Genomic DNA, 25,395 nt, shown 5'->3' with positions numbered 1-25,395 from the left:
TTCTTATTGAATTGGTGGGTATTTAATTTGATCAGATAAATGACCAACAGAACTAACAAAATAATAAGACAAATTCCAATGCATTAAACTTTTATAATTATCATATGCTAAATATGCACGTCCGTTTATTCCATCAGGAAAAACAAGCGCAGCAGTAATATCTACATTTGGAAGACTCGTGCCATCTGTTCGGCGAATACCTAAAGCTTGCCATTCCGCTAACTTTTTCTCAGTTTTAGCCCAAGCTTTTAACCAATTTTTGCGACTGCCTGTATTTTGAGGTATCGCTAATGATGTATCAAAGTTTTCTGGTAACTTAACCTGGCGTCCCCATGTTAGCTCATTATTCCAACCTTCTTTTTGTAGGTAATTAGCCATTGATGCAAAAATATCAACTTGGTTTTTCCAAATATCTTTTTTACCATCGCCATCGCCATCAACTGCATAACCTAAGAACGATGTTGGCATAAATTGATTTTGTCCCATTGCGCCAGCCCATGAACCTTTCATATCATCTATTTTAATATGTCCTTCTTTTAAAATAGTTAATGCGGCCCATAATTGCTTTTTAAAAAAAGCTTCACGACGCCCTTCATAAGCTAAAGTTGATAATGCAGAAATAACATTATAACCACCGGTAAATTTACCAAAGTTAGTTTCTAGCCCCCAAAGCGCGACAATAAATCGTGGTTGAACAGCATAATCCTGACCTATTTTTGTTAGTATTTCTTCATGCTCTTTAAATAACGCTCTCGCTTTATCAACTTTCCAAGCAGGTATGCGTTTTGGCAAATAAGTATCTAATGTTTCAACTTTTTCAGGTTGTTTCCTGTCAGCAGCTACGGCTCTTTTATGAAATTTAACATTAGTAAAACTTTCATCAATTAAGCTTTGTGAGAAACCTTGTGCTAACGCCGCTTCTTTTAATTCAATAACGTATTCTTTAAAGCCTACTTCGCTCAATGTTTTTGCTTGTAATATTTTACTCGGTATAATTATCAAGCTAACCGCTAATAAAGAAGTGATAATATGATTAAATTTCATTCCCTCCTCCCATATATTCTTTGTGCTGTTTTAGTAAATCTTCTTTTGGTGGCGGTAACTGTAAATAATAGCCCTGCTCTACTAAGCTACTTTTTACTTTAGCTAAGTCAGCAAATGCTAATTTTTCTTTCGTTGCTAAATTAATTAAAGTCACCAATGTAGGAGTACCAAAAGTAAGCATTAATGCTTCAGGCACTGAGGAAAAATCATCGCGTGTTTTAACAAAAAGGTATGTTTGCTCTTTTTTAGCACTTTTATAAATAGCACATAGCATAATGGAGACCTATGATAAGAAATGGATGCATAATATATCACGCACTCGTATTGATATGCGATACAATGACACAATAAATTACATTACTTTTTTTGATAACGTTAGGTACAAACATGAAAGCTCCTTTATACGATGAAATTCTCGGCATTTGTCAACGCATAGCAAACGCCTCTACCGAGAGTAACGATGAACTTAGAGATAATGCCTGTAAAGACTTGCAAAAGTTATGTGCAATTAATCAAGAAACGCCAAAGGATCATCCATTACAGTGGGAAGCATTAGGCGATTTTACTGAAGACGGTGATTTAGCAATGGATATATATGAAATTGCACTAAACACTGCTAACAAACTGAAATTAAACACATTTACAGCTTCTATTTATTTAGCTATGGCACAAAGACAACAAGAATTTGAAGAGTCATCTAAAGCTGTTGAATATGCAAAACAAGCTGAAATTGCGAGTGAAAATATTGATGATGAAGAATTAAAAGAAGAGATAAAAACATTTTTAGCAAGTTTATAAAATAAATTATCGCTAAATTTAGCTGTTATTCAGGTTGATAACAGCTAAAAGATTTATTTTCTTATTCATTGAGGTTTACGTAAATATCAGTATACACCAATGAATACATATCATTTAAACCCCTTTTCAGCAAAATCTTGCAATAACTCGCCAAATAACTCTTTGCGCCAAACGATAAGTATATCAGGGTAAACACCTGTATTTTCGCTATATTTTTTAGCCTCATTTAAATCAAAATACCAAGTTAGAAATTGGTTAATTTGTTTTTTAGACGCTAAGTTTTCAACAGTTAAATCATGTTTATCACCAATTGCCTTAATAAAAGACTTCACCTGCTTAAATATTTGTTTATAACCTGGATATTCATCTAAACGCTGTATTTTTTTCGGGTAACTAGCCTCTTTATCTTTATTTGCTTCCTGTACAATAGCTAACATTGCTTTACCTTTATGGCGAATATCAAGTACTTCAGCGCCATCTAGCTTACTCATTGCAGATAAACTAGCAGGAATATTTGCGGCAACTGCCATCAAGGTATTTTCTTTAACAACATACCCTAAAGGTAAATCGCGTATTTTTGCTTGCTGATAACGCCACTTAGCTAAATGCTGTAAGATATTTAACTGCTTAGCATTTAATCGCCAAGCTAACTTCATTTGGCGATATAATAGATTTTCGTCTACTGGCGTAAATTTTCTCTCAATTAGCAATTGCGTTTCTTGCTGAGCATAATGAAACCTGTCTACCTGCTCAAGTAATGTCACTAATTTAGGATAAATATTAAATAAATGCTCGACATCTGCACTAGCATAATCTAATTGTTTAGCTGACAATGGCCGTCTTGTCCAATCAGTACGAGATTCCGACTTATCAAGCTCAATTCCCGTAAAGTGTTCTACCATCGCGGCATAACCTATTGACAGTCCATGTCCTAGAAAAGACATCATTATTTGGCTATCAAGTAAGTTAACCGGTTTGCAATTAGCACTAGTGAGAAACACTTCTAGATCTTCCGAGCAAGCATGCAGCACTTTAACTATATTTTCATTCGTCAATAATTGCCAAAATGGTGATAAGTCATCAATTGCTATTGGATCAATTAAAGCAAGCGTTTTACCATCATATACCTGTAACAAGCCTAATTTAGGGTAAAAAGTACGAGTACGAACAAACTCAGTATCTATCGCGAGTACACTGGCTTTGCTATATTGCTGACAAAGGGTCTGTAAACTTATAAAATCTTCAATTAATTGATACTGCATAATTTTTACGTTTTTTATCCCTTTATTTCTAAATGTTGCATAATCAACTTAATTTATTAAGTTGATTACTGATACTGGTATTCAATATTTTATCGGTTGCTATTTTCTTCTACGACGTGTCGCTTGTTGATGGCGTTGTTGATGCTTTTTCACTGAACGACGGATTCGGCGACTTTTGGCATTATCCATAGCTTTTTCATCAACTTTTACTTTTGATTGTTTTTCAGGTGTTAATTGTACTAACTTACGAAAGTAATTAACCTCTTGTAATCCTAGCTCTGTCCATCCACCTAAAGGCAATTGACGCTTCATTTCCATGTCACCATAACGAACACGAATTAAGCGACTTACTTGTACTTCTTGGCTTTCCCATAAACGTCTAACTTCACGGTTACGACCTTCAGATAATACTACATGGAACCAATGATTTCTTCCCTCACCACCACGGTAGGTAATTTTTTGAAAACGTGCAGGACCATCTTCCAGTTTTACACCGGTACGAAGCGTTTGTAACATAGCTTCATTGATTTCACCAAAAACACGAACAGCGTATTCACGTTCAACTTTTTGTGATGGATGCATCAAACGATTGGCTAATTCACCATCAGTAGTAAAAAGTAACATACCTGAAGTATTAATATCTAAGCGCCCAACAGCAACCCAGCGACCTGATTCTAAAGGAGGTAAGCGATCAAAAACAGTTGCTCTACCTTCAGGATCTTTTCGTGTACACATTTCGCCTTCTGGCTTGTTGTACATTAATACACGACAAATATCGTCGTCTTGCGCTGTTAGTTTAACTTGATGCCCATCAATTCGAATTTGTTCACTTCCATCAACCCTATCACCTAAAAAAGCGGTTTTTCCATCAACACTAACACGCCCTTGACCAATAATAGTCTCCATTTCGCGACGTGATCCTTTGCCAGCTCTCGCCAAGACTTTCTGCAATTTTTCAGAGTCTTTAACCGTCGCTTTTTTAAAATTAACTTTTACTGGTAACTCTTCAGTCTTTTTACCTTTCCCTTGGCCAACTTTACCAGCTGCTTTACTCTGACCTTTTTTAACTGTGGCTTTTGAACCAGTACCACGGCTGCCATATTTATTATTAGCAGGTTTAGAATCGGTAGAAGTACTTTTACCTTTCGGTATTTTTTTGTCTTGAGACATATTTTTTTACTCTGTTACGTCAGTAGCAGTTCCCTAGAAACTTACTTCTGGCTCATTTATACGTTATTAACGTTTAGACTATTAAAGGGGGTTACTCAAATGGTGAAGGATCACCTTCTCCGACACGAATAATTTCAATATCGTCATTTGAAAAATCAATAACTGTTGTTGGGTGTTCACCTAAATGACCACCATTAATAATTAAATCAACTTGATGCTCTAATAAATCCCGAATTTGTTCCGGATCAAACTCAGCCATGGTTTCCCCTGGCATGATCAAACTGGTAGACATTATAGGCTCTGCTAGTTCAGCCAACAAGGCTTGGCAAATATTATTGTCAGGAATGCGAATACCAATGGTTTTCTTTTTTGGGTTAAGTAACCGCTTGGGTACTTCTTTACTCCCTTTGAAAATAAAAGTGTAAGCACCTGGGGTATTACTTTTCAACAATCTATACGCAGTATTATCAATACGCGTATATTCAGACAATTGTGATAAATCCTGACACACCAAGGTAAAATTATGACTTTTACTAATATCTCGAATTTGGCAAATGCGTTCTAACGCTTTTTTATCACCTATATGGCAGCCTAAGGCATAACCAGAGTCGGTTGGATAAACAATAACACCACCATCTTTGATGATTGTTACCGCTTGTTTCATTAAACGCCCTTGAGGGGTCTCTGGATGAACATAAAAAAACTGACTCATGATAATTTCCTTTTTAATGCTGAACGTTACTACTTAAGAAACATTATCGAAATTAGAAACTATTATTTCCACAATGCCCAGACAGGTGTAGCCCCATCAGGTAAAATTAAATTACGACCAAGATCGGACCATTTATTCGGCTGATGAAAGTCAGAGCCCGTTGATGCATGTAAATTATATTCTAAGCAGTAGTTTAACATTATTTGTCGCTGTTGGGGATTCATTTGCGGTAAAACAACTTCTAAAGCATCGCCTTGGCTTTCCTTAAAATGCACAATTAACCGTCTTAACCATTTTGCCGATAAATCATAACGAATTGGGTGTGCCATAACAGCAGTGCCTCCAGCAGCATGTATAACCTCGACGGCTTCTTCAATAGAACACCATAGCGGCTTCACATAAGCTTTTTGAGTATTACGACCTTTTTTACCTAAATATAGATCAAAGGCTTTTTGCATGGTGGCAACATGTCCTTGCTGAAAGAGTACCTTAGCAAAGTGTGCTCGAGTTATTGTTCCTGTGCCTGCGAGTACTTTAGCATCATGATATACATCAGGAAAACCACAGTTAGCTAGCTTTTCGCCTATCGTTATAGCTCGCTGTTCCCGTGCTTGTTGTTGTGAAGTAATTAAGGATTGTAACGCTAAATTATTTTTATCAAAATTAAGACCGACAATATGAATCTCAAAACCTTGCCAAGCAGTAGAAATCTCAATACCTGTGATTAATTTTAATGGAATATTATTTTCCATTATATAATCTTGCGCTATATTAAATCCTTCAATTGTATCGTGATCTGTAATAGCTAAAACATCTATTTGATAGTTAACAGCCCTATCTATCAAGGTTTGTGGCGATAAACTTCCGTCAGAACAATGGGTGTGACAATGTAAATCAATACGGCCATGAGAAAAACCGTCGGTTTTTTCAATTAAAAAAGGAAAATCAGTGGTTGACAGCAACGCCATAATAAGGTCTTCTATAGGAACTTTTTTGTAAGTCGATTTAAAATTGACTTAATGAAATGACAAGTTTACTGATAAGAGCAAAATAATGATACAAACAAAGCAATTTAATTTAACAAATACCCAACTCCGTTGGTGGTGGCATAACTCTACATAAGTGGGTTGTGATAATTGCGTGTGTCTTACGATAAGCTAACAAATTAAAAGCTAAAGTAAATCAAAACAAATTTCAAAACCCGCTAGAACTAGCGGGTTTTCTGCTTTTTAAAGCCTTACGTTTATTAGCAGTAATTTGTAAAATATGCTGTTAATACTATTTTAACAATAACGAATAAGAGAAAAGACAATGAATAAAACAAGAACATGGTTTCTTTGGTGGCTTCAACCAATTTATGCAGGATGACACTCTAAAAATAACCAATGAAAAAAGAAGATACAAATGACAAAGTTTAATCAAAGTACCTACGACCAAGCTACCGCAAGTGTTTGCACCTTAACGGATAACGCTAATTATCAAAGCGACCCATTAAGTGTTTATCAATTGCTTTGCCACGATAAAAAAAATAATTTACTCCTAGAATCCGCAGAAATAGATCAAAAGCATTTATTAAAAAGCCTATTACTTGTTGATGCTGCATTAAAAATTGTTTGTAATGACAATGTTGTTACTTTTACCGCTTTAACACACAATGGCCAAACAGCTTTACAATTTGCCGCGGCTCAATTGCAAAACCATGCAAAACTTACCTTGTGTGAAAAGAATCAAATATTAACCGCTACTTTTCCTGATACACCTACTGAGCTTGATGAACAATCTCGATTAATGGCAATAAACCCATTCGAAAGTTTGCGTTTATTTAATCGTATAGAGAATAGCGATAATCATCACTTTGCTATTTTTCTTGGGGGAGCATTCGCCTTTGATATGATCAGCATGAGCGAGACCTTACCCAAAGTTCCAGATGGCGAAAATACCTGCCCTGACTTCGTTTATTATTTGGCTGAAACAGTTGTTGTGATTGATCATGAAAAAAGAAGTACTGAAATCATCGCTAATCTATTTTCTTCATCAAGTGAAGAAAATAGTATGCAGGCTGATCCAACAGAATCAGCTGAACGTATTGCCCATATAAAGCAGCTATTATCAAAAAACATTACCACTGAATCGATTCTTCCTTTAATTGAAAGGAATGACTCGAATTTTAATGATGCGCAAGTTGTCTCTGTTGATATTAGTGACGAACAATTTTGTAAAAATGTTGAGACGTTAAAAGAAAACATTCGTGCCGGAGATATTTTCCAAGTGGTACCTTCTCGCACTTTTTCGTTACCTTGTTTAGATAGTATCGCGGCTTATCAAGCATTAAAGCTGAGTAACCCAAGCCCTTATATGTTCTACCTTAAAGATAGTGACTTTAGTATGTTTGGTGCTTCTCCTGAGTCGGCTATCAAATATCAACAAAACTCTCCTGAAGGAAAGCGACAAGTTGAAATTTATCCTATCGCCGGCACTCGTCCACGAGGGCTAAATGCTGATGGTAGTATCTCATTAGATTTAGATTCACGAATAGAGTTGGAGTTAAGGCAAGATAAAAAAGAATCTGCTGAGCATATTATGTTAGTTGATTTAGCACGTAATGATATTGCGCGTGTTTGTAAAGCTGGCACTCGTTATGTTGCCGATTTATTAAAAGTAGATCGTTATTCCCATGTAATGCACTTAGTATCACGTGTATGCGGTACTTTACTAGAAGAGCTTGATGCTTTACATGCTTATCAAGCGTGTATGAATATGGGAACCTTATCAGGTGCGCCTAAAGTAAAAGCAACCTCTCTAATTAGAGAAATTGAAGGCAAGCGTCGCGGTAGTTATGGTGGTGCTGTTGGCTACTTAACTGGCGAAGGTGAAATGGATACCTGTATTGTTATTCGATCAGCATTTGTCAAAAACAACATCGCTCATGTACAAGCAGGTGCAGGTGTTGTTTATGATTCTATCCCTCAAGCGGAAGCTGATGAAACTAAACAAAAAGCACAAGCGGTTATTAACGCGGTACTAACATCAAATGAATCACTCGCTCAAGGAGTGAACTAATGACTTTAGCTGAAAATAAAATGAAAACGAATAATAAAAACACAAAACTTTTTATGCTCGATAATTTAGACTCTTTTACTTATAACTTAGTCGATGAATTTCAATGCCTAGGTTTTGAGCCGACCGTTTACCGAAATACGTTAAGCAGTGATTTTATATTCAACAAGATGCTTGAACACACTAAAAAAACTGGCGAAAAAGTTATTTTAGTATTATCACCTGGACCAGGCGAACCTAAAAAAGCTGGCTGCTTAATGGCATTAATCAAGTTATGTGCGGGCAAAATTCCAATGATTGGTATTTGTTTAGGACATCAAGCATTAATTGAACATTATGGCGGCACCGTTGGGCGTGCAGAAGAAATAGTACACGGTAAGTCGTCACCTATTACTCACTGTGCTAGTGGCGCTTTTGCTAATATTCCTAATCCATTACCGGTTGCTCGTTATCATTCACTCGTTGGCATTAAAGTACCAGACTCTTTAACTGTCATTGCCGACTACAACAATATGCCGATGGCCATTTGCCAAGAAAAGGATGCGATATTAGCATATCAATTTCATCCAGAATCTATTTTAACAACTTTTGGCTCTACATTATTAGCGCAAAGTTTTGATTATTTACTTACCTTGAGTGAAAACCTAAGCACTAAAGCGCGAGGAGTATAACATGACGAATATATTAGCAACCTTAGTTGACGGGCAAGACCTTGATCAACAAACGATTAAAACGTTTTTTGAAGAAGTACTTAAAGGCGAAACTGACCCTATTGTACTCGCTAGTGTTCTTACTGCATTAAAGATGAAAGGCGAAACGCCCGAAGAGATTTCAGGTGCTGCTTTAGCGATAAAGAATGCTGCAACTGGCTTTCCACTTCAAGCCCACAACGTTGCTGATTGTGTCGGTACCGGTGGCGATGGTGCCAATACCATTAATATTTCAACTACCGCGGCTATTTTAGCAGCAACCTGTGGTTTAAAAGTGGCAAAGCATGGTAATCGTAGTGTTTCTAGCATGTCGGGCTCTGCCGATTTACTTGAAGCATTTGGCGTAAACCTAAATATGTCACCAGAAACAGCCAGCAACTGTTTAGATAAAGCAAATTTATGTTTTTTATATGCTCCCGCTTATCATACCGGTTTTAAACATGCTGCAAGTGTACGTAAAACCATGGGGGTACGAACACTGTTTAATATTTTAGGACCTCTAGCCAACCCTGCGAATCCTAAGGTGATGTTACTTGGCGTTTATACTCCTGATTTATTATTACCTATGGCAGAAGCTTTACAATTAACAGGTGTTGAACGTGCCTTTGTTGTTTATGGCAGTGGTTTAGATGAAATAGCACTTCATGGTGAAACCAATGTGATTGAACTTAACGCAGGAAAATTAACCGAACGCACTATTTCACCACAAGATTTTGGTTTAAAAAATTACTCCCTTGAACAAATCAAAGGAGGTACGCCGCAAGAGAATGCTGACATTATTAAAACAATTTTATCCGGTAAAGGACAAGAAGCTCACAATGCTGCAGTCATTATTAATTGTGCTGCATTGCTTTATTTACATGCCAAAGCGGATACTTTGAAAGGTGCAGCTCAACTGGCAGGCGATATATTAAAAAGTGGCAAAGGCTTAGCAACACTAGAGCAACTTGTTGTACTTTCTAACGAGGAATGTAAATAATTATGGCTAATATATTAGAAAAAATAGTTGCTGATAAGCGTATTGAAATAGATGCCCTTAAAAAATCAAAACCATTATCAAGCTTTATTGATGAGCTAAAACCAACAACGAAAGACATGTATACTGCCTTAAGGCGTACTAAAGAGAAACCTGAAGCCGGTTTTATTTTAGAATGTAAAAAAGCATCACCATCAAAAGGATTAATTCGCCCTGATTTTGATGTAAAAAGTATTTGCCAAGTTTATGATAAATATGCAGCGGCAATATCCGTACTAACCGATGAAAAATATTTTCAAGGTAATTTTGAATACTTAAAACTAGTGACAGAAACTGTAAAATGTCCGGTACTCAATAAAGACTTTTTTATTGATACATACCAAGTACATTTAGCTCGTTACTACGGCGCAGATGCTATTTTATTAATGCTAAGTGTTCTATCAGATGAAGAATATCGAGCATTATCAGCAGTGGCTGAACAATATAATTTAGCTATATTGACAGAAATATCAACAGAAGATGAACGTGATCGTGCAATAAAGCTCAACGCTAAAATGATTGGTATTAACAACCGTAATCTACGTGATTTAAGTACCGACATTTCACGTACTTTTGATTTTGCGCCAACATTACCAGACGAAAGCATCATTATCTCAGAATCAGGGATCTACAATAACGCTCAAGTACGCGAATTAGCGCCTGCTGTTGATGGTTTTCTTGTCGGTAGCTCTTTAATGGCAATGGATAATAATGCCTATAACGATATAGACTTAGCATGTCGTAAATTGATTTTTGGCAATAATAAAGTTTGTGGTTTAACTACTCCAGAACATGCAATTGCAGCAGCACAATCAGGCGCTCGATTTGGCGGATTAATCTTTGCTGAAAAATCCCCTCGTAGTATAACCAAAGCACTAGCATTGAATATTATAAAGTCTCAACCACACTTAGACTACGTGGGTGTTTTTGTAAATCATCCCTCTTTAGAAGTCGCTAATTTAGCTAACGACTTAAAGTTAACTGCAGTTCAGTTACATGGTGATGAAGATCAAACTTATATTGATTCTCTTAAAAAGCAATTAGCTGAAAATAATAATGCTGAATGCTTAGTGTGGAAAGCACATTCTGTCACAGACGAAGTTCCTGAATTAGATGAAAGCATAGCTCACCATATACTCGATGGAAAATCTCCTGGCTCTGGTCAAGCTTTTGACTGGCAAACGTTATCTGATAGCAAACAAGATTTATCAACCAGCTTACTTGCCGGTGGATTAAATCCCGAGAATATTAATTTAGCACTAACGCAGTTAACCAATTTAGATTTATTTGGCTTAGACCTCAACTCAGGCGTTGAAGTTAGCCCAGGTATAAAATCTAGCGAAAAACTGAAGCAAGTTTTTACGCAAATAAGGAATTATTAAAATGACTAAAACAGTAAAAAATACAATCAAAGAAACACTACCGGCTTATTTTGGTGAATTTGGCGGCATGTTTGTCGGCGAATTACTTGTTCCCGCTTTAGAGCAATTAGAGCAAGCATTTATTGAATCGCAAACCGATGAAGCCTTTCTTACTGAGTTTAATAATCTACTCACTAAGTATGCAGGCCGTCCAACGCCACTAACCTGTTGTCGTAATATTGTTAAAAACCCATTAGCAAAGATTTACTTAAAACGTGAAGACTTATTACATGGTGGTGCTCATAAAACCAACCAAGTTTTAGGACAAGCCCTACTTGCTAAGCGTATGGGTAAAACAGAAGTTATTGCTGAAACTGGCGCCGGTCAGCATGGTGTTGCTACAGCTATTGCTTGCTCATTATTAGGCTTAAAATGTAAAGTTTATATGGGTGCTGTAGATTGTCAGCGTCAACAACCCAATGTATTTAGAATGAAATTAATGGGCGCTGAAGTCATTCCAGTTACCGCAGGATCTGGGACTTTAAAAGATGCTGTTAATGAGGCTTTGCGTGATTGGTCTGCCAATTATGAAAATGCACACTATTTATTAGGAACTGCCGCAGGCCCACACCCTTTTCCAACTATTGTGAGAGAGTTTCAAAAAATGATAGGTGAAGAAGCAAAAGCGCAATTCTTAGCTGAAGAAGGACGCTTACCTGATTATGTTATTGCGGCTGTCGGTGGTGGCTCTAATGCTATTGGCATGTTTAATGATTTCATTCAACATGAAGAAGTCAAACTAATTGGTGTTGAAGCTGGTGGTAAAGGTATAGATACAGACCAGCATGGTGCAACCTTGGTTGCTGGTACTAAGGGCATGTTACACGGTAATTATACCTATATCATGCAAGATAAGTATGGGCAAATTGAAGAATCTTATTCTATTTCTGCTGGGCTAGACTATCCTGCTGTAGGCCCACAACATGCATTCTTAAAAGAAACTGGTCGTGCACAATATGTTCCTATTAATGATGATGAAGCATTGAATGCTTTTCAAGCGTTAGCACAAAGTGAAGGTATTATTCCAGCACTTGAATCATCGCATGCGTTAGCACAAGCACTTAAAATGGCAGAGTCAGCAACCACAGAAACTATTTACTTAGTTAATTTATCAGGACGTGGAGACAAAGATCTTGCCCATGTTCATGCTGTTTTACACCCTAACGAGCAAACCAACGAAACGGCAAATGTTAAGCACAGAGGAGAAGCATAATGGCAGAGCAGAAACTACAGGCGGGCTATCGCTATCAACAAGCTTTTACTGATTTGTCAGCAAAACAAGAAAAAGCATTTATTCCTTTTGTGATGATTGGCGATCCAAATGCGGAACAATCGCTTAACATTATTAAAGCATTAATCGATGCTGGTGCTGATGCGCTTGAACTAGGTATTCCTTTCTCAGATCCAAGTGCAGACGGTATTACTATTCAAATGGCGGCATTGCGTGCAATAAAGTCTGATATTAATACCGATATATGCATTGATATACTTGCTAAAGTTCGTGAATATGCACCTAATATCCCTATTGGTTTATTACTTTATGGTAATTTAATTTTTGCTCGTGGTATTGATACTTTTTATGCTGATATGGCAAAGGTAGGTGTTGATTCTGTTTTAATCGCTGATTTACCTATTCGTGAAAGCTTACCATTTAGAGAAGCGGCGTTAAAACACAATATTGCGCCAATCTTTATTGCACCACCTAACGCTGATGATAGCACTTTACGCGACGTATCTTCTTATAGTAAAGGTTATACATATGTATTGAGCCGAGCAGGTGTAACTGGAGTAGATGTATTAGAAGAAAAAGTTCAAACAAGCTCGCCTGCACAAGCGTTAATCAATACATTAAATCAATATCAAGCTGCGCCACCAATCCTAGGTTTTGGTATATCTACACCGCAACAAGTTAAAGACGCATTAGCAGCGGGTGCAAGTGGTGCTATTAGCGGCTCTGCTGTAGCAAAAATAATTGAAAATAACTTAAACGATCATAAAAAAATGCTAGCGGAATTAACAACGTTCGTCATAGATATGAAAGGCGCAACTAAATAAGTCGACTCAATAAACTTAAGTAAACTCGGGAGAACAGCCTATCTATTATCGTGATTTTCAATGTTTTATCATTATTGAAAATCAAATTGAACTTTACAATAGATAGGTACTCTTACTTAATAGTTATGTTATCCCTTTAGTGTTTTATATTTTATGCGTCTATTTTTATAGATGCATTTTTTTTGCGCTTCATATCAACATTTAAACCAACCAACTGCCGAGCTAGCATCTTATTAACCGCTTAAGGTAGTTGATAGTCGAATCACTTTTATTTATAAAGCATCTAAAATAATCGATAGTTTGGGTAATAATTTTTCTTTTAAAGCAACTATAGCTTCGTCAGAATAAGGTGTTAGCGGTTGTTGACCCCAGATAGGTTTAGGCCAACTAACGTCTTTTTTATATCGTACAACATGATGAATATGTAACTGCTCGACTACATTACCCAGTGCAGCTACATTCATTTTATCCCCATCAAATACCTGAATAAGCAATTCACTTAACAAACTTGATTCATTAAGTAACTGCTGTTGCTGTTGCCAATCTAACTGATAAATGTCATTAATATCACTAACTTTAGGGACCAAAATAAACCAAGGGTAAGCACTATCATTACACAGAAGTAATTTGCATAACGGAAATTCAGCCAATTCAATACAATCTTGAACTAATTGTGGGTGTAAACTAAAAGACTCTGATACAGGTATAACTTCTGTCATTATATATTCCTCAACGATAATTTGTTAAATATTGTCAGCTAGTGCAAACGTTACTATCTTTTATTTTTTCGGCCTCGACCCCGTGCTAATTTTTTCGCTTCACGAGCCGCAACTTTCTTTGCTTCTAGTTCAGCAAAGTGTGCATTTTCTTTTTCTATATTTTCTGGCATTTCAAAAGTAATTGCCCCTAAAGTTTTATCACGTATTTCATTAATTAAAATAACTGAAGCTTTATGCATATCAACATGACCACCACTACGAACGCAACCACGCCTGCGGCCAATTGCTTCAATTAAATCTTCTTCATGCACAGGCTGACTTGCTAGTTGATAACGTTCCATCAATCGCTCAGGATAACTTTCAAGTAAATATTCTGCTGCAAAATAAGCAATATCATCATGATCAAACGCTGTATCTTTAACAGCCCCAGATACTGCTAAGCGATAACCACTATTTTCATTAGCGATTTTGGGCCACAACATACCTGGTGTATCAAAAAGATATAATCCATCTTCTAAACGAATGCGTTGCTGACCTTTAGTAACGGCTGGCTCATTACCCACTTTCGCTTTTGCTTTACCTACCAGTGTATTGATTAATGTTGATTTTCCGACATTAGGAATCCCCATAATAACGGCATTGATTTGCTTGCCATCTTCATCTTTACTTGGCACTAATTTCTTTATTAATACAGGAATTGTTTTCGCTATCGCATTATTTTCTGTGGTTAATGCAATGGCTTTAACATTATGTTGTGATTCAAAATATTCTAGCCAAACTTTTGTTTTATCAGGATCCGCCAGATCACTTTTATTCAGTATTTTTATTAGCGGCTTATTACCCCTAATTTCAGTAATCATTGGATTTTCACTACTAAATGGCAAGCGGGCATCACACACTTCTATGACCACATCTATTTGCGGTAGAATTTCTTTAATTTCTTTTTGAGCTTTGTGCATATGGCCAGGAAACCAGTTAATTGCCATGAAAAGTCCTAATTAAGTAACAAATATATAGTGTGAATTTTAGCAAGGTTTACCTTAGGTACAAAGGTTATTCGAAAACAATGAGAAAAACAGTCTAAAAAAGTTAAACTTTTTTATTTTATTGCCGATTAAACATACAAGTCATAAAAAATAACTAAGGTATATACTCAAGTTTAATAAACTATTTTCTTGTGTACGAAGTAAGTTCGATGAATTATATAAATGATTTAGCTTATGCTAGCCATATAGCACAAGCAAAAAAACTAGCGAAAGACAAAAAACAAAAAAACAAATACAGTCAAATGGCTTTATTAGCAACTCCAAGTTCTGAAGATAACTCAGAATCTGAAATTTCACCTGAAGAATCACCTGTTATTGCAAAAGAGAATGACCGTCGTACTGGTCAGGACAGACGGAAAAATCAAGAAGAGCGTGGCCGCTATGTAGAGTCTCGTTTACAAAAAAACCGTCGTTACAAAAAAGAAGTTTCCCTGATAGTATAATTCTATCAAAGCATATAATTAGCCACCGTTTTAACAATTTTACTCTCTAAACATTAGCTAAATTGTATTTCTTACCTGTTTTTTTACTAGCTATACAATACGTTATTAATGATAATACTTAGTATTGTCATTAATAAAATAATTAATTTTTATGAGTAAAAAATTTTACGTGATCTGGAAAGGCGCCAAAACAGGTATATTTTCTACTTGGGTTGAAGTACAAAATTATACCCAAGGAAGATCTGATGCTCAGTTTATGGGCTTCCCTTCAAAAGCAGAAGCTGAAGCAGCTTTTGCATCAACTTATACTAAAGCATTAATGAAACGCTCTTTAGCCAACAAAGGTGCTGCTAGTAATAAGGTAAAAGCAACAAGTGGTGCTACAAGTAAGAAGTCATCTACGAGTAATAATAATATTTCAGCTCATGGTTTATCTAACTCAACAGCTGAAATACAAATATACTGTGATGGTGCTTGTTCACCAAACCCAGGAAAATCAGGCACTGGTATCGCAATTTATCAACAAGGTAAAATAGCCGCACTCTATTATGGTTTGTTTCAAGCCAATGGTACAAATAATACAGCTGAATTAAATGGTTTACTTTATTCGTTCAAACTCGCTAAAAAATATTTAACCAGTGTTAAGCAAGTTCAAATTCTTTCTGATTCTAAATACTCAATTGATTGCATTACCAAGTGGGCTAAAGGCTGGCAAGTTAAAGGCTGGACACGTGGCAAAGGAGAAGAAATTAAAAACCTTGAACTAATCAAAGAATGCTTTACTTTGTATCAAGAGATTAAACAGCACATCATTATTACCCATGTTAAAGGACATGCCAATATTGAAGGTAATGAGTTATCTGATCGAATGGCGGTATTAGCTAGGTTACAAAAACAAGAAACACTTGTTAAATACCAAGGTGAACTTGATATAAAAACTATTTTAGCGATGGAATCTGGCTAATAATGTCAATTATTTTATTCGTTATCACCCTTATTGTTATTTCAGCTATTTTACTAACCAAAAGGTTTAATTTACCTAGAAATATCAGTTTGCTTTTTATCGCACAGCCGCTAGTAACTTGTTCTGCACCTATTATTGTTTTTATTGGTGGTTTATTAGCAAGTGAATTAACGACTGACGCTTCATTGGCTACACTACCTATTAGTTTAATGATATTAGGTGTGGCTGCAGGATCAATTCCTGCGGCAATGATTGCTAAAGTAAAAGGACGCAAGTTTGCTGTATTTACAGGGTTTAGCTGCCTTTTAATTGCAGTATTACTGGCTATTTTAGCAACTAAATTAGCATTATTTGAAATATTTTCTCTGGCAAGCTTCTTATTTGGTATTGGTGGCTCTTTCACACAACAGCTAAGATTTGCCGCGATAGAAAGTAGTAATAACGAAGAAGATATCCCCAAAGTTTTATCCATTTTAATGTTAAGTGGTGTGTTTGCTGCTTTTTTAGGGCCTGAAATAGCCGTAACAGCTAAAGATTGGTTTAGCTCACCTCATGGTTATGTTGGTTCATTTTTTTTACTCGGTTTATTCATTTGCTTAGCTACTCTTATTATGTTCTTTTTCGAAGAGCCTGAAATAAAAGAAACATTAAAATCCGGAGAAACAAGAGCGTTATCTGTTATTGCTAAGCAGCCTATTTTTCTTGTTGCCATCAGTACCGCGACAATAGGTTATGCACTAATGAGTTATTTAATGACTGCAACACCATTAAGTATGCATCACATGCAAGGACATAGCTTAAATGAAACTAAATGGGTAATTCAAAGCCATATTGCTGCTATGTATCTTCCTTCCTTGTTCGCTCCTTGGTTAGTCAAAAAAATAACATTAAAAGGCTTATTAATGACAGGCACGACTATTTATCTTCTTGTCACTCTCATTGCCTTTTCAGGCCAAAAAGTAATACATTATTGGTGGGCATTAATTTTATTAGGTATTGGATGGAATTTTCTGTTTTTAACCGGTACTTCTTTATTACCGCAAAGCTATAACGCTTGTGAACGCCATAAAGTACAAGCAACAAATGATTTTGTTTTGTTTGGCTTTCAGGCATTTGCCTCATTAATGGCTGGCTGGGTATTATTTGTTGGTGGTTGGAATTATGTGGTACTAACAAGTCTCCCTTTAATTGCCGTATTATTTATAATAAACATTATTTATTTTCGACATAAAATTTAACTTAGTTAGGAGTATCTTATGAGTGGAACAACAATGCTTGTTGTCATTGTGTGTGTGGTGAGTGGCGTATTATACAAAATGTATAACAGATATTTAGAATTTAAATCAAAAACGCTAAATCAAAATAAAGCTTATGGGGAAGAAAATGATCAATTAGCAATACAAGTTAGTAAATTAACTGAACGCGTACAAGTACTTGAAAAAATTGTAACTGATGAAGGCTATCAAGTTCAAAAAGATATCAAGAATTTATAACGGTTTATCTTATGCAATTAATCATGAAAACTGAATTTGATAACCTTAGAACGAATGACCTGCATAGTTATGACAGTGATTCCAATGGTAACAAACAAGTTGTGAAAATTTATTGTGGTGAGCAACTGATTGCTAAAAAACTAACACAAAAAAAATCGGTTCGGTATTTTGGTATTAACGACTATAAAAAATACTTAACACCAGAGTCATAAAAACTAAAGTGTTAAGTATTGTTAATTAATAATTAATAAGCGTTACTTTTTCAACATTGATTTTAAATCAGCAAATGGATTGTAAGTAGCGGTATCTTGATTAGTATCCCCTGCTTTTACTTCAGTTTGATAGTTAGCATGTTCTGTGTATTTGGCATGCTCATTATCATGACAATAAATGCACAATAACTCCCAGTTACTTCCATCATTAGGATTATTTGTATGATCATGATCCATATGATGTACAGTTAACTCCTTAATGTTGGAGTAGACAAATTCACGCGCACAACGCCCACATACCCATGGATACAACTTTAAAGCACGATCACGATACCCTTGTTCTTTTTGCTTATAATTGGCACTTGTGCCAAATCTATCTGAAGACATAATAACACTGGAAATAAGTAAATAATAACGTCATTGTATTGCTAAGTTAAAACCTTATCAATGACTCTTTCGTGGGTGATTAACCAATAACGTCATTACTATTATTAAATTTTTTCTGAATTCTGTAACTGCTCTAGCGTTTTACCATGAGGCACAGGTTTTCGGGTTTCAGGGTCAACTTTTACAAAAACAATATCATCCGCTAAACAAATTGTTTTTTTCGTTGCTTTATTACGCACTAAACACGTAATGGTTATTGAAGTAGTCCCTACTTTTTTAGTTTCTAAACCAAACTCAACAACATCACCTTGTCTTGCTGCTGAATCAAAACTAATAGCACCAATATGCTTAGTCACTAAGCAGTTGGTTTCTAGTCGACACATTGAATAAATGGCCGCTTCTTCATCTATCCATTCAAGGGCACGACCACCAAATAAGGAATTGGCATAATTCAAATCATTAGGCATTACTAAACGACGAGAGAAAAACTTCATAAACAACCTTTATAGGTTAAAATTAAAAATGTGAATTTTCATTATAACGGCTATTAATAAGCAGCTCTAGTTAATTATTATAATATAAATTCATATACTTATATTATAATAAAAGTTTCTGTTAGCTTAGTTAAAATATAACTCGCTTTTATTTATTATTAAATATTATGAAAAAATATACTTTTAAATTTATCTGCCATATCAACAAATTTTTCTTTCATTGTTCTTCTTACTTTTATATCGATTCCACTAAAAATACAAATCCCTTCAATAATAATTGTTGGTACAACAACATTGGGATTTACTTGAGTAGATGTTTGATAGTCAACACCACCAAAAATACAGAAGGCTTTAGAAACAACATTAACATTTTCAGGTATATAAATATCACTGCCACTAAATAGGCTAAATATTTTTATACGAAGTTCATTTTGTGTAAATTTCGCATCAGTTAAGTCTATATCACAACCACTAAAAATGCTTAGCGCACGAATTTCTTTTGGTACAGTCCAAACGCCGCCGCGTTTATTACCGCTAAACACGTTAATCATATACTCAACATCTTCTGTTTCACCAGAAACAACATTGGGCGCTAAGCCTTGCTTTTTATTTTCAACAAAAGCTTTATCAACGGTTAAAGGTAAATCTTCTGTCAGTTCGATCAGTGCTTGATTACATTGTAGTTCCATAGCTTGATCTAAACGTCGCTCGAAAGCTTCATACGATAATTCACCATGACTATAATTCATAATTAATTGATCAATAACTTCACTGCGCACTGTTTCTGTAGGTCGATCTTCTAAAATAACTGACATGTTAGTTCCCTTTGTTATTATTTGATGATTAAAAACATCTATATTGCTTTAACAAGCAAGTGCCAAGCCAATAAAATATCACTTAGAATACAATAAGATAAAAATAAGTAGGATAACTATAACGTAAATTAAACGAGATATTAGTAAAATACACCAGAAGTTAGTAAGTTTATGTAGTAATACGATTTTGGATAGAGTACTGTTATAAATAAAGGCGACCGGACACCATATTATGTTAGATGTTATGCACTTATGAAGTAACGGGAAATAGAGTCTCTATTCTATTCAATCCACACCGCCATCCTGAACTTGATTCGGAATATGTACCAGCAGAAGTCATAAAACTTAAATTATAAATCACGAATTTTCACAGCAGGGTTTCCAGCATAAAAACTATTCGCTTCAATATTTTTAGTTACGACACTACCCGCACCAACTGTACTGTTGTCGCCAATATTTACACCTGCCAGTACAATCACGCCACCACCTAGCCAAACATTATTGCCAATAAAAATATCGTCAACATAGTTATGTTTAGCTAGTCGCTCATTAGGATCAATATCATGCGAAACAGCCAATAGTTGTACTTTTGGTCCTATAAGGCAATCAGCACCAATATTTATTTTGCTATTAGTTTCTTTTGAACCATCAACAATAGTGCAATGCGAATTAATAAAGGTTCTATCGCCAATACTAACAGTATCGCCATAATCCATATGAAAGCCATATTCAATAAATACATCATCGCCACATGAGGAAAATAAGGCTTTTAACCGTTTTAAGTTACCTTTACTTGGGCTACGCGTAAATTGACGGCACAGCTCATGAACAGATTTTCGGTGGTTTATTAATACAGGTGTAATACTATCAAAACATCTTTTCATATTTATATAAAATCAACTAGTCACAATCAATGAAGTACTGCTTTAATCGGTAATGCTTTGCATATTTCAGCCTCGACAATTAATAGCTCTTCTAAACGCTGATCGACTTCTGCTTTATCAAAGTATTCATATGCTAACTCAACAAACAGGTTTTTGTGCTTTTCTTCAGATTTAGCAATGGCGTCATATAGATCTTTATCTTTGCCTTCAGGTAAAGCTTGTGCAACTAGCCAAAATTTTTCATAGCCTCGTGCTTCAATTACTGCTGCGACTAATAATCGATCCATTAAAAAGTAACTTGTACCATTACGAAAATGTTGTCTGATTTGATTAATATAAGGATCTTTTTTATCTTGTCCCAAGGTGACATTTCGAGCAACAAGTAACTTTAGAACTTGTTTAAAGTGTATTAATTCTTCAATCGCCAAATCCGTCATTGCTCTAACCAATTTTGCTTTATCTGGGTAATGCGACAACATTGCCATTGCCATGCCTGATGCCTTTTTTTCAGCTGCAGCATGGTCTTGTAAGAAACTAGGGAAATCCGCCATAACAGCATCAATCCACTCTTGCGTGGTGTTATACTTTAATTCAAACATAAATAGTATTTCGAGAAGGTTAAATAATTAGAAAGGATTTTACAGATCAAACCCCGATTAATAAAGGATCTTATCAATACGCCCTTTATTGGTTGATTCTATTTTTAATACATTATTAATATCTTGCCAAGCTCTAACTTTGCCGCCGATATTAATTTTTTCAAAACCAGTGCTTCTCCCCTTTTCAGGTGGAATGTTAAGAAAAGTCAACAGTTGTTGGTAGCTCGTTTCATCGCTAACATCTATCGTTAAAAGATCATCAGATCTATTTTGAAAATAATCGAATACCCCTTGCTGATGATTTTGATAACATTGAAAAAGAAAATCATCTTGCTCTATATTATCAGCTGTCAACGGCGCAAAAGTTTCATTGTAACAACGTTTTAAATATGGATTAAAACCACCATCAATCCGTTGTAAATTAACAATCATACGCTGCAATAACTGTTTTATTGAAGGTATCCAATTATCTTTGTTTCGCGTTAAATAAATAAACTTACTGTTTGGAAAATGCTTATCCAGTTTTTGGTAGTCACAAAATACGGGGGTATCGGCAATCACTTCAGCGTCACTAAAAGCGTTTGCAGTATAAGCATTATGTGCTGTTTTGAAACCTAGACCTAACATGGCTAAACATACACTCGTCGTCGCAGTTCTTGGTAAGCCGATTATAAATATCTTATTAATGGTCACTTTCTTACTCTAAATAAATAAAAATAATTATACCATTGACTAGGATCAATAAATATTAAGTCATACTTATATCTAATAGCTTACATTGATGTAAAGTGCTTTAATAAGGTAACCTCTTAATATTGCAGTATAAGAATTAAAATAGGAATTTGTATGGCAGGCCAATATGAAGAACGTGACAATATAAATTGGGAAGATTATTTAAAGTCAGGAAACCGAATTTTTATCGGCTCAGGAGCTGCGGTACCTAACGCCTTAATTGACAATTTAATCGCTAATTCAAATAAATTACATGACATTGAAACAGTACACATTTTAACTTTATCTGAAAACGTTTGGGCAAAACCTGAACATAAAGATCTTTTTAAAGTGAACAGTTTGTTTATCGGAGGAAAGAATATCCGAGAAGCGATTGCTGAAGGACGTGGCGATTACACGCCTTGTTTCATTTCTGATATTCCACGTTTATTTAATGAAAACAGTTTACCTCTTGATGCTGCATTAATTATGGTTAGCCCACCAGATGAATATGGTTATTGCTCTTTAGGTGTCAGCGTCGATGTAGTGTCAGCGGCAGTTAAAGCTGCAAAATATGTGATTGCACAAATCAACCCACATATGCCTCGTACTAATGGCCATAGTTTTGTTCATTTAAATCAAATTCATGCGTGGATAAATCAAGAACAAAAATTACCTGAAGTTATTCCTCCTGCACTCGACCGACGCACTGAGCAAATAGGTCAATACGCTGCCATGCTAGTCGAAAATGGAGCCACTTTACAAATAGGCATAGGTAAAATTCCTGAAGCCGTTTTACGCTACTTAGCTAACCATAAAGATCTAGGAATTCATAGTGAAATGCTATCTGACGGTATTATTGACTTAATGCTAAAAGGCGTGATAAATAATCGCAAAAAAACATACCATAAAGGAAAGGCAGTGGTCACCTATTGCGTAGGTAGCCAAAAAGTATATGATTTTGTTGACGGGAATCCCCACATTGAATTTTATCCTTCAGAACACGTTAACTCTCCCGTTAAAATTGCCAAAAATGACAACATGGTGTCCATCAATAGCGCAATTGAAGTTGATTTGACAGGGCAAGTGGTTTCAGACTCTATTGGTTATCAATTTTACAGTGGCATAGGTGGACAAGTCGATTTCGTGCGAGGTGCATCATTAAGTAAAGGTGGTAAACCTATTATCGCTCTACCTTCTACTACCAAAGATGGCAAAATATCACGTATTGTAGCGCATATTACCGAAGGCGGTGGCGTAGTGACTTCACGTGGTCATGTCTCATATGTTGTCACTGAATTTGGTATTGCCTCATTACAAGGTAAAAGCATTCGAGAACGTGCATTAGAGCTTATTCGTATTGCTCATCCTAAGTTTAGAGAACAATTATTAGCTGATGTCCGTAAACATTATTGGGTACCTGAATATCAAGAAAGCTCACCTAGTTCAGTGCCTGAGCTCGGGGATGTTGAGCTAAAAAAATTCAACTTTGCTAATATTGATTACATTTTACGCCCACTCTCCCCATCAGACGAACGTAAACTGCAAGAGTTCTTTTATTCACACAATAAAGAAACCTTAATCATGCGTTACAATCATCATATAACTCAAATGACACGAGAAAAATCATGTAATTTGGTTAGCGTGAATCAACACGTAGATTTAGCCTTATGCTTTACCCGCAAAGATTATTTAGGCGAAGCAATACAAGCAGTAGCTCGGTATTATTATATTGAAAGTATTAATTCTGGTGAAGTCGCTTTTGTTATTAAAGAAAGTTTACGTGGTCGAGGTATGGCCAGTACTTTATTAGGTCAAATGATCGAGATTGCCAAAATTAGAAAGCTCGACAGTTTAGTTGCCTGTGTGCGTAGAGATAATGCCTCTATGTTAAAAGTTTTTGAAAGAGCAGGATTTGTTCGTCAACCTAGTGACGACTTTGATGAAATCAGCTTAAAACTTCCATTAAGCGAAGAAAAAGATTTAATTGCTCAATAATCAACAATTAAATAGATAGACGCTATAAATAAACATCATAGAAAATATACAATAATAACAATATTGTATTAATAAAGAACAAGCATCAAAAATTAATGAGAAATGTATGACTATTGGAATAATTGGCCACTACCGATGTGGAGACCACCATAATTTAGGAAAAGATCATCCTGAAAATGGCAAACGTTTAACCGCCATTTCAGATCAACTAATACGAAGTGGACTTGATTATGTTGTACGACAATTTGATGCTAAGCCTATTGATAAGTCATTACTCTCTTTAGCACACACGCAAAAATACATTGATTTTGTTTTCAATAATGCACCCACTTCTGAAAATGAAAATTTTGTTATTGGTGAAGATTCTGTAATGGATTCAAAAACGTTAACCTCTATTATGCTATCTGCTGGTGCTGTAATTGATGGTGTAGATTTAGTAATGGACAATACGTTAAATAGTGCTTTCTGTACTACTCGACCGCCAGGACATCATGCTGAACACGATAAAGGAATGGGATTTTGCTTTTTTAATAATATTGCTATTGCCGCAGCCTACGCAAAAAAAACATATAAGTTAAAACGAATCGCTATTGTCGATTTTGACGTACACCACGGTAATGGAACAGAAGATATTGTTAGAAATTATTTCCCTACCGTTGATGATACATCAGAAGGCGCATATTTATTTTGCTCTAGTTACCAATATCCTTTCTACCCCTTTGATATTAACGAAAGTGATACACCGCCTATAATAAATACTCCTTTAGCTGCAACAACTAAAAGCGAAGGATTCCGCAAGACTATAACTGAACACTGGCTACCGGCTTTAAACAAGTTTAAGCCTGAAATTATCTTTATTTCTGCAGGTTTTGATGCTCATATTGAAGACGAAATGTCACAAATTTGCCTAACAGAAAGTGACTACCGTTGGATAACTGATGAACTCAAGGTAATTGCTCAAGATCATGCTAAAGGACGTATAGTATCTGTATTAGAAGGTGGTTATAGTTTAAGCTCTTTGGGCAGAAGTGTTGTAGCCCACATTAATGGTTTAATCGGTAATTAGCTTAGTTCAGCTAAGCCTATAACTGCGTCGTACTTAGTTTGAATTAAATACATTAACTGATATATCGAGCTGTTAAATTATATAAATGGTTGAAGTCGCCCCTTTAAAAACGCCTTACGAAGGAATTAATTATTCTCACTGTAGGGGCGAATTAATTCGCCTAATAATGGGACATAACATAATACCAATGTTATTGGCGTGTATTGTGATCAGGCGACTGAAGTCGCCCCTACAAAATGTTCGACGACGGAGTCGAATATTATCACCGTAGGGACGAATTAATTCGCCTAATAATGAGATATAACATAATACCAATGTTA

28 protein-coding genes are annotated in these 25,395 nt (G+C 35.6%); 14 read left to right on the top strand and 14 right to left on the bottom strand.

What is annotated here, in order from left to right; all coding sequences use genetic code 11:
• Positions 1–3: 3 nt before the first annotated feature.
• Positions 4–1,044, bottom strand: a complete 1,041-nt coding sequence (locus tag KO509_RS04545) for a lytic murein transglycosylase (protein WP_215972101.1) — start codon at positions 1,042–1,044, stop codon at positions 4–6.
• Positions 1,034–1,318: a YcgL domain-containing protein gene (locus KO509_RS04540; protein WP_215972100.1), complete on the bottom strand. Its 285-nt coding sequence runs from the start codon at positions 1,316–1,318 to the stop codon at positions 1,034–1,036. Before KO509_RS04540 ends, KO509_RS04545 begins: the two co-directional genes overlap by 11 nt.
• A 113-nt stretch (positions 1,319–1,431) precedes the next feature.
• On the opposite strand from KO509_RS04540, the gene KO509_RS04535 reads away from it, so the two are divergent.
• Entirely contained in the window at positions 1,432–1,842 is a 411-nt protein-coding gene (locus KO509_RS04535) for a hypothetical protein (protein ID WP_215972099.1), read from the top strand.
• Between the two features lie 110 nt (positions 1,843–1,952).
• On the opposite strand, the gene rnd is transcribed toward KO509_RS04535, so the two are convergent.
• The 4 genes from rnd to KO509_RS04515 form a co-directional block, all read right to left on the bottom strand.
• Entirely contained in the window at positions 1,953–3,104 is a 1,152-nt protein-coding gene (rnd, locus tag KO509_RS04530) for a ribonuclease D (RefSeq protein ID WP_215972098.1), read from the bottom strand.
• 99 nt (positions 3,105–3,203) lie between these two features.
• The gene (gene rluB / locus KO509_RS04525) at positions 3,204–4,274 is read right to left on the bottom strand and encodes a 23S rRNA pseudouridine(2605) synthase RluB (RefSeq protein WP_289847520.1); all 1,071 of its coding nucleotides are present in this window, start codon (positions 4,272–4,274) and stop codon (positions 3,204–3,206) included.
• Between the two features lie 91 nt (positions 4,275–4,365).
• Positions 4,366–4,986, bottom strand: coding sequence for an L-threonylcarbamoyladenylate synthase (locus KO509_RS04520; protein ID WP_215972097.1), 621 nt, complete (start codon positions 4,984–4,986; stop codon positions 4,366–4,368).
• Between the two features lie 62 nt (positions 4,987–5,048).
• A complete protein-coding gene (locus tag KO509_RS04515; protein ID WP_215972096.1) occupies positions 5,049–5,954 on the bottom strand; it encodes a PHP domain-containing protein in 906 nt (301 codons plus the stop codon).
• A 436-nt stretch (positions 5,955–6,390) separates the two neighbouring features.
• On the opposite strand from KO509_RS04515, the gene KO509_RS04510 reads away from it, so the two are divergent.
• Genes KO509_RS04510 through trpA form a run of 6 tightly spaced genes read left to right on the top strand, consistent with a single transcriptional unit; the run spans position 6,391 to position 13,244 of the window.
• The gene (locus KO509_RS04510; protein WP_215972095.1) at positions 6,391–8,046 is read left to right on the top strand and encodes an anthranilate synthase component 1; all 1,656 of its coding nucleotides are present in this window, start codon (positions 6,391–6,393) and stop codon (positions 8,044–8,046) included.
• Positions 8,046–8,714 (top strand): aminodeoxychorismate/anthranilate synthase component II, encoded by a 669-nt coding sequence (locus KO509_RS04505; protein WP_252727384.1) that lies wholly within the window; start codon positions 8,046–8,048, stop codon positions 8,712–8,714. Before KO509_RS04510 ends, KO509_RS04505 begins: the two co-directional genes overlap by 1 nt.
• Before the next feature lies 1 nt (position 8,715).
• On the top strand, positions 8,716–9,732 hold the full coding sequence (gene trpD / locus KO509_RS04500) for an anthranilate phosphoribosyltransferase (RefSeq protein WP_215972094.1): 1,017 nt from the start codon (positions 8,716–8,718) through the stop codon (positions 9,730–9,732).
• 2 nt (positions 9,733–9,734) lie between these two features.
• Positions 9,735–11,150 (top strand): bifunctional indole-3-glycerol-phosphate synthase TrpC/phosphoribosylanthranilate isomerase TrpF, encoded by a 1,416-nt coding sequence (gene trpCF, locus KO509_RS04495; RefSeq protein ID WP_215972093.1) that lies wholly within the window; start codon positions 9,735–9,737, stop codon positions 11,148–11,150.
• Between the two features lies 1 nt (position 11,151).
• Positions 11,152–12,402: a tryptophan synthase subunit beta gene (trpB, locus tag KO509_RS04490; RefSeq protein WP_215972092.1), complete on the top strand. Its 1,251-nt coding sequence runs from the start codon at positions 11,152–11,154 to the stop codon at positions 12,400–12,402.
• Entirely contained in the window at positions 12,402–13,244 is an 843-nt protein-coding gene (gene trpA / locus KO509_RS04485) for a tryptophan synthase subunit alpha (RefSeq protein WP_215972091.1), read from the top strand. Before trpB ends, trpA begins: the two co-directional genes overlap by 1 nt.
• Positions 13,245–13,516: 272 nt before the next feature.
• On the opposite strand, the gene KO509_RS04480 is transcribed toward trpA, so the two are convergent.
• A complete protein-coding gene (locus KO509_RS04480; protein ID WP_215972090.1) occupies positions 13,517–13,963 on the bottom strand; it encodes an HIT domain-containing protein in 447 nt (148 codons plus the stop codon).
• Positions 13,964–14,016: 53 nt separating this feature from the next.
• Positions 14,017–14,949, bottom strand: a complete 933-nt coding sequence (ylqF, locus tag KO509_RS04475) for a ribosome biogenesis GTPase YlqF (protein WP_215972089.1) — start codon at positions 14,947–14,949, stop codon at positions 14,017–14,019.
• Between the two features lie 209 nt (positions 14,950–15,158).
• Here ylqF and KO509_RS04470 point away from each other — a divergent pair, with 209 nt between their 5' ends.
• The 5 genes from KO509_RS04470 (at position 15,159) to KO509_RS04450 (ending at position 18,121) form a co-directional block, all read left to right on the top strand.
• Complete coding sequence (locus KO509_RS04470; RefSeq protein ID WP_215972088.1) at positions 15,159–15,452, top strand: hypothetical protein; 294 nt, start codon at positions 15,159–15,161, stop codon at positions 15,450–15,452.
• A 151-nt stretch (positions 15,453–15,603) separates the two neighbouring features.
• Positions 15,604–16,416, top strand: a complete 813-nt coding sequence (locus tag KO509_RS04465; RefSeq protein ID WP_215972087.1) for a ribonuclease H family protein — start codon at positions 15,604–15,606, stop codon at positions 16,414–16,416.
• A gap of 2 nt (positions 16,417–16,418) precedes the next feature.
• Complete coding sequence (locus tag KO509_RS04460) at positions 16,419–17,654, top strand: MFS transporter (RefSeq protein WP_215972086.1); 1,236 nt, start codon at positions 16,419–16,421, stop codon at positions 17,652–17,654.
• 18 nt (positions 17,655–17,672) lie between these two features.
• Positions 17,673–17,909: a hypothetical protein gene (locus tag KO509_RS04455; RefSeq protein WP_215972085.1), complete on the top strand. Its 237-nt coding sequence runs from the start codon at positions 17,673–17,675 to the stop codon at positions 17,907–17,909.
• Between the two features lie 23 nt (positions 17,910–17,932).
• The gene (locus KO509_RS04450) at positions 17,933–18,121 is read left to right on the top strand and encodes a hypothetical protein (protein WP_252727383.1); all 189 of its coding nucleotides are present in this window, start codon (positions 17,933–17,935) and stop codon (positions 18,119–18,121) included.
• Positions 18,122–18,163: 42 nt separating this feature from the next.
• On the opposite strand, the gene KO509_RS04445 is transcribed toward KO509_RS04450, so the two are convergent.
• From KO509_RS04445 to KO509_RS04420, 6 genes are all read right to left on the bottom strand, one after another.
• Positions 18,164–18,508: a YajD family HNH nuclease gene (locus KO509_RS04445; protein WP_215972083.1), complete on the bottom strand. Its 345-nt coding sequence runs from the start codon at positions 18,506–18,508 to the stop codon at positions 18,164–18,166.
• 104 nt (positions 18,509–18,612) lie between these two features.
• Complete coding sequence (locus KO509_RS04440) at positions 18,613–19,002, bottom strand: hotdog domain-containing protein (RefSeq protein WP_215972082.1); 390 nt, start codon at positions 19,000–19,002, stop codon at positions 18,613–18,615.
• Between the two features lie 158 nt (positions 19,003–19,160).
• Positions 19,161–19,817 carry a LiaF domain-containing protein gene (locus KO509_RS04435; protein ID WP_215972081.1) on the bottom strand — a complete coding sequence of 219 codons (657 nt, stop codon included), beginning with the start codon at positions 19,815–19,817 and terminating at the stop codon, positions 19,161–19,163.
• Positions 19,818–20,167: 350 nt separating this feature from the next.
• Complete coding sequence (locus tag KO509_RS04430) at positions 20,168–20,701, bottom strand: sugar O-acetyltransferase (RefSeq protein ID WP_215972080.1); 534 nt, start codon at positions 20,699–20,701, stop codon at positions 20,168–20,170.
• Positions 20,702–20,727: 26 nt separating this feature from the next.
• A complete protein-coding gene (locus KO509_RS04425; RefSeq protein WP_215972079.1) occupies positions 20,728–21,300 on the bottom strand; it encodes a tRNA-(ms[2]io[6]A)-hydroxylase in 573 nt (190 codons plus the stop codon).
• A gap of 57 nt (positions 21,301–21,357) precedes the next feature.
• Entirely contained in the window at positions 21,358–21,993 is a 636-nt protein-coding gene (locus KO509_RS04420; protein ID WP_303495720.1) for a sulfotransferase, read from the bottom strand.
• Positions 21,994–22,146: 153 nt separating this feature from the next.
• Between KO509_RS04420 and KO509_RS04415 the strand changes: the two genes are divergently transcribed.
• Both KO509_RS04415 and KO509_RS04410 read left to right on the top strand, forming a co-directional pair.
• A complete protein-coding gene (locus tag KO509_RS04415) occupies positions 22,147–24,009 on the top strand; it encodes a GNAT family N-acetyltransferase (protein WP_215972078.1) in 1,863 nt (620 codons plus the stop codon).
• 106 nt (positions 24,010–24,115) lie between these two features.
• Positions 24,116–25,075: a histone deacetylase family protein gene (locus tag KO509_RS04410; protein ID WP_215972077.1), complete on the top strand. Its 960-nt coding sequence runs from the start codon at positions 24,116–24,118 to the stop codon at positions 25,073–25,075.
• Positions 25,076–25,395: the final 320 nt, after the last annotated feature.

Origin of the sequence: Colwellia sp. C2M11, from assembly GCF_018860915.1 — a bacterium.
In the GTDB taxonomy this organism is placed as follows: domain Bacteria; phylum Pseudomonadota; class Gammaproteobacteria; order Enterobacterales; family Alteromonadaceae; genus Colwellia.
Note: the sequence above shows the minus strand (reverse complement) of the source record. Positions and strands in the feature narration are given on the sequence as shown.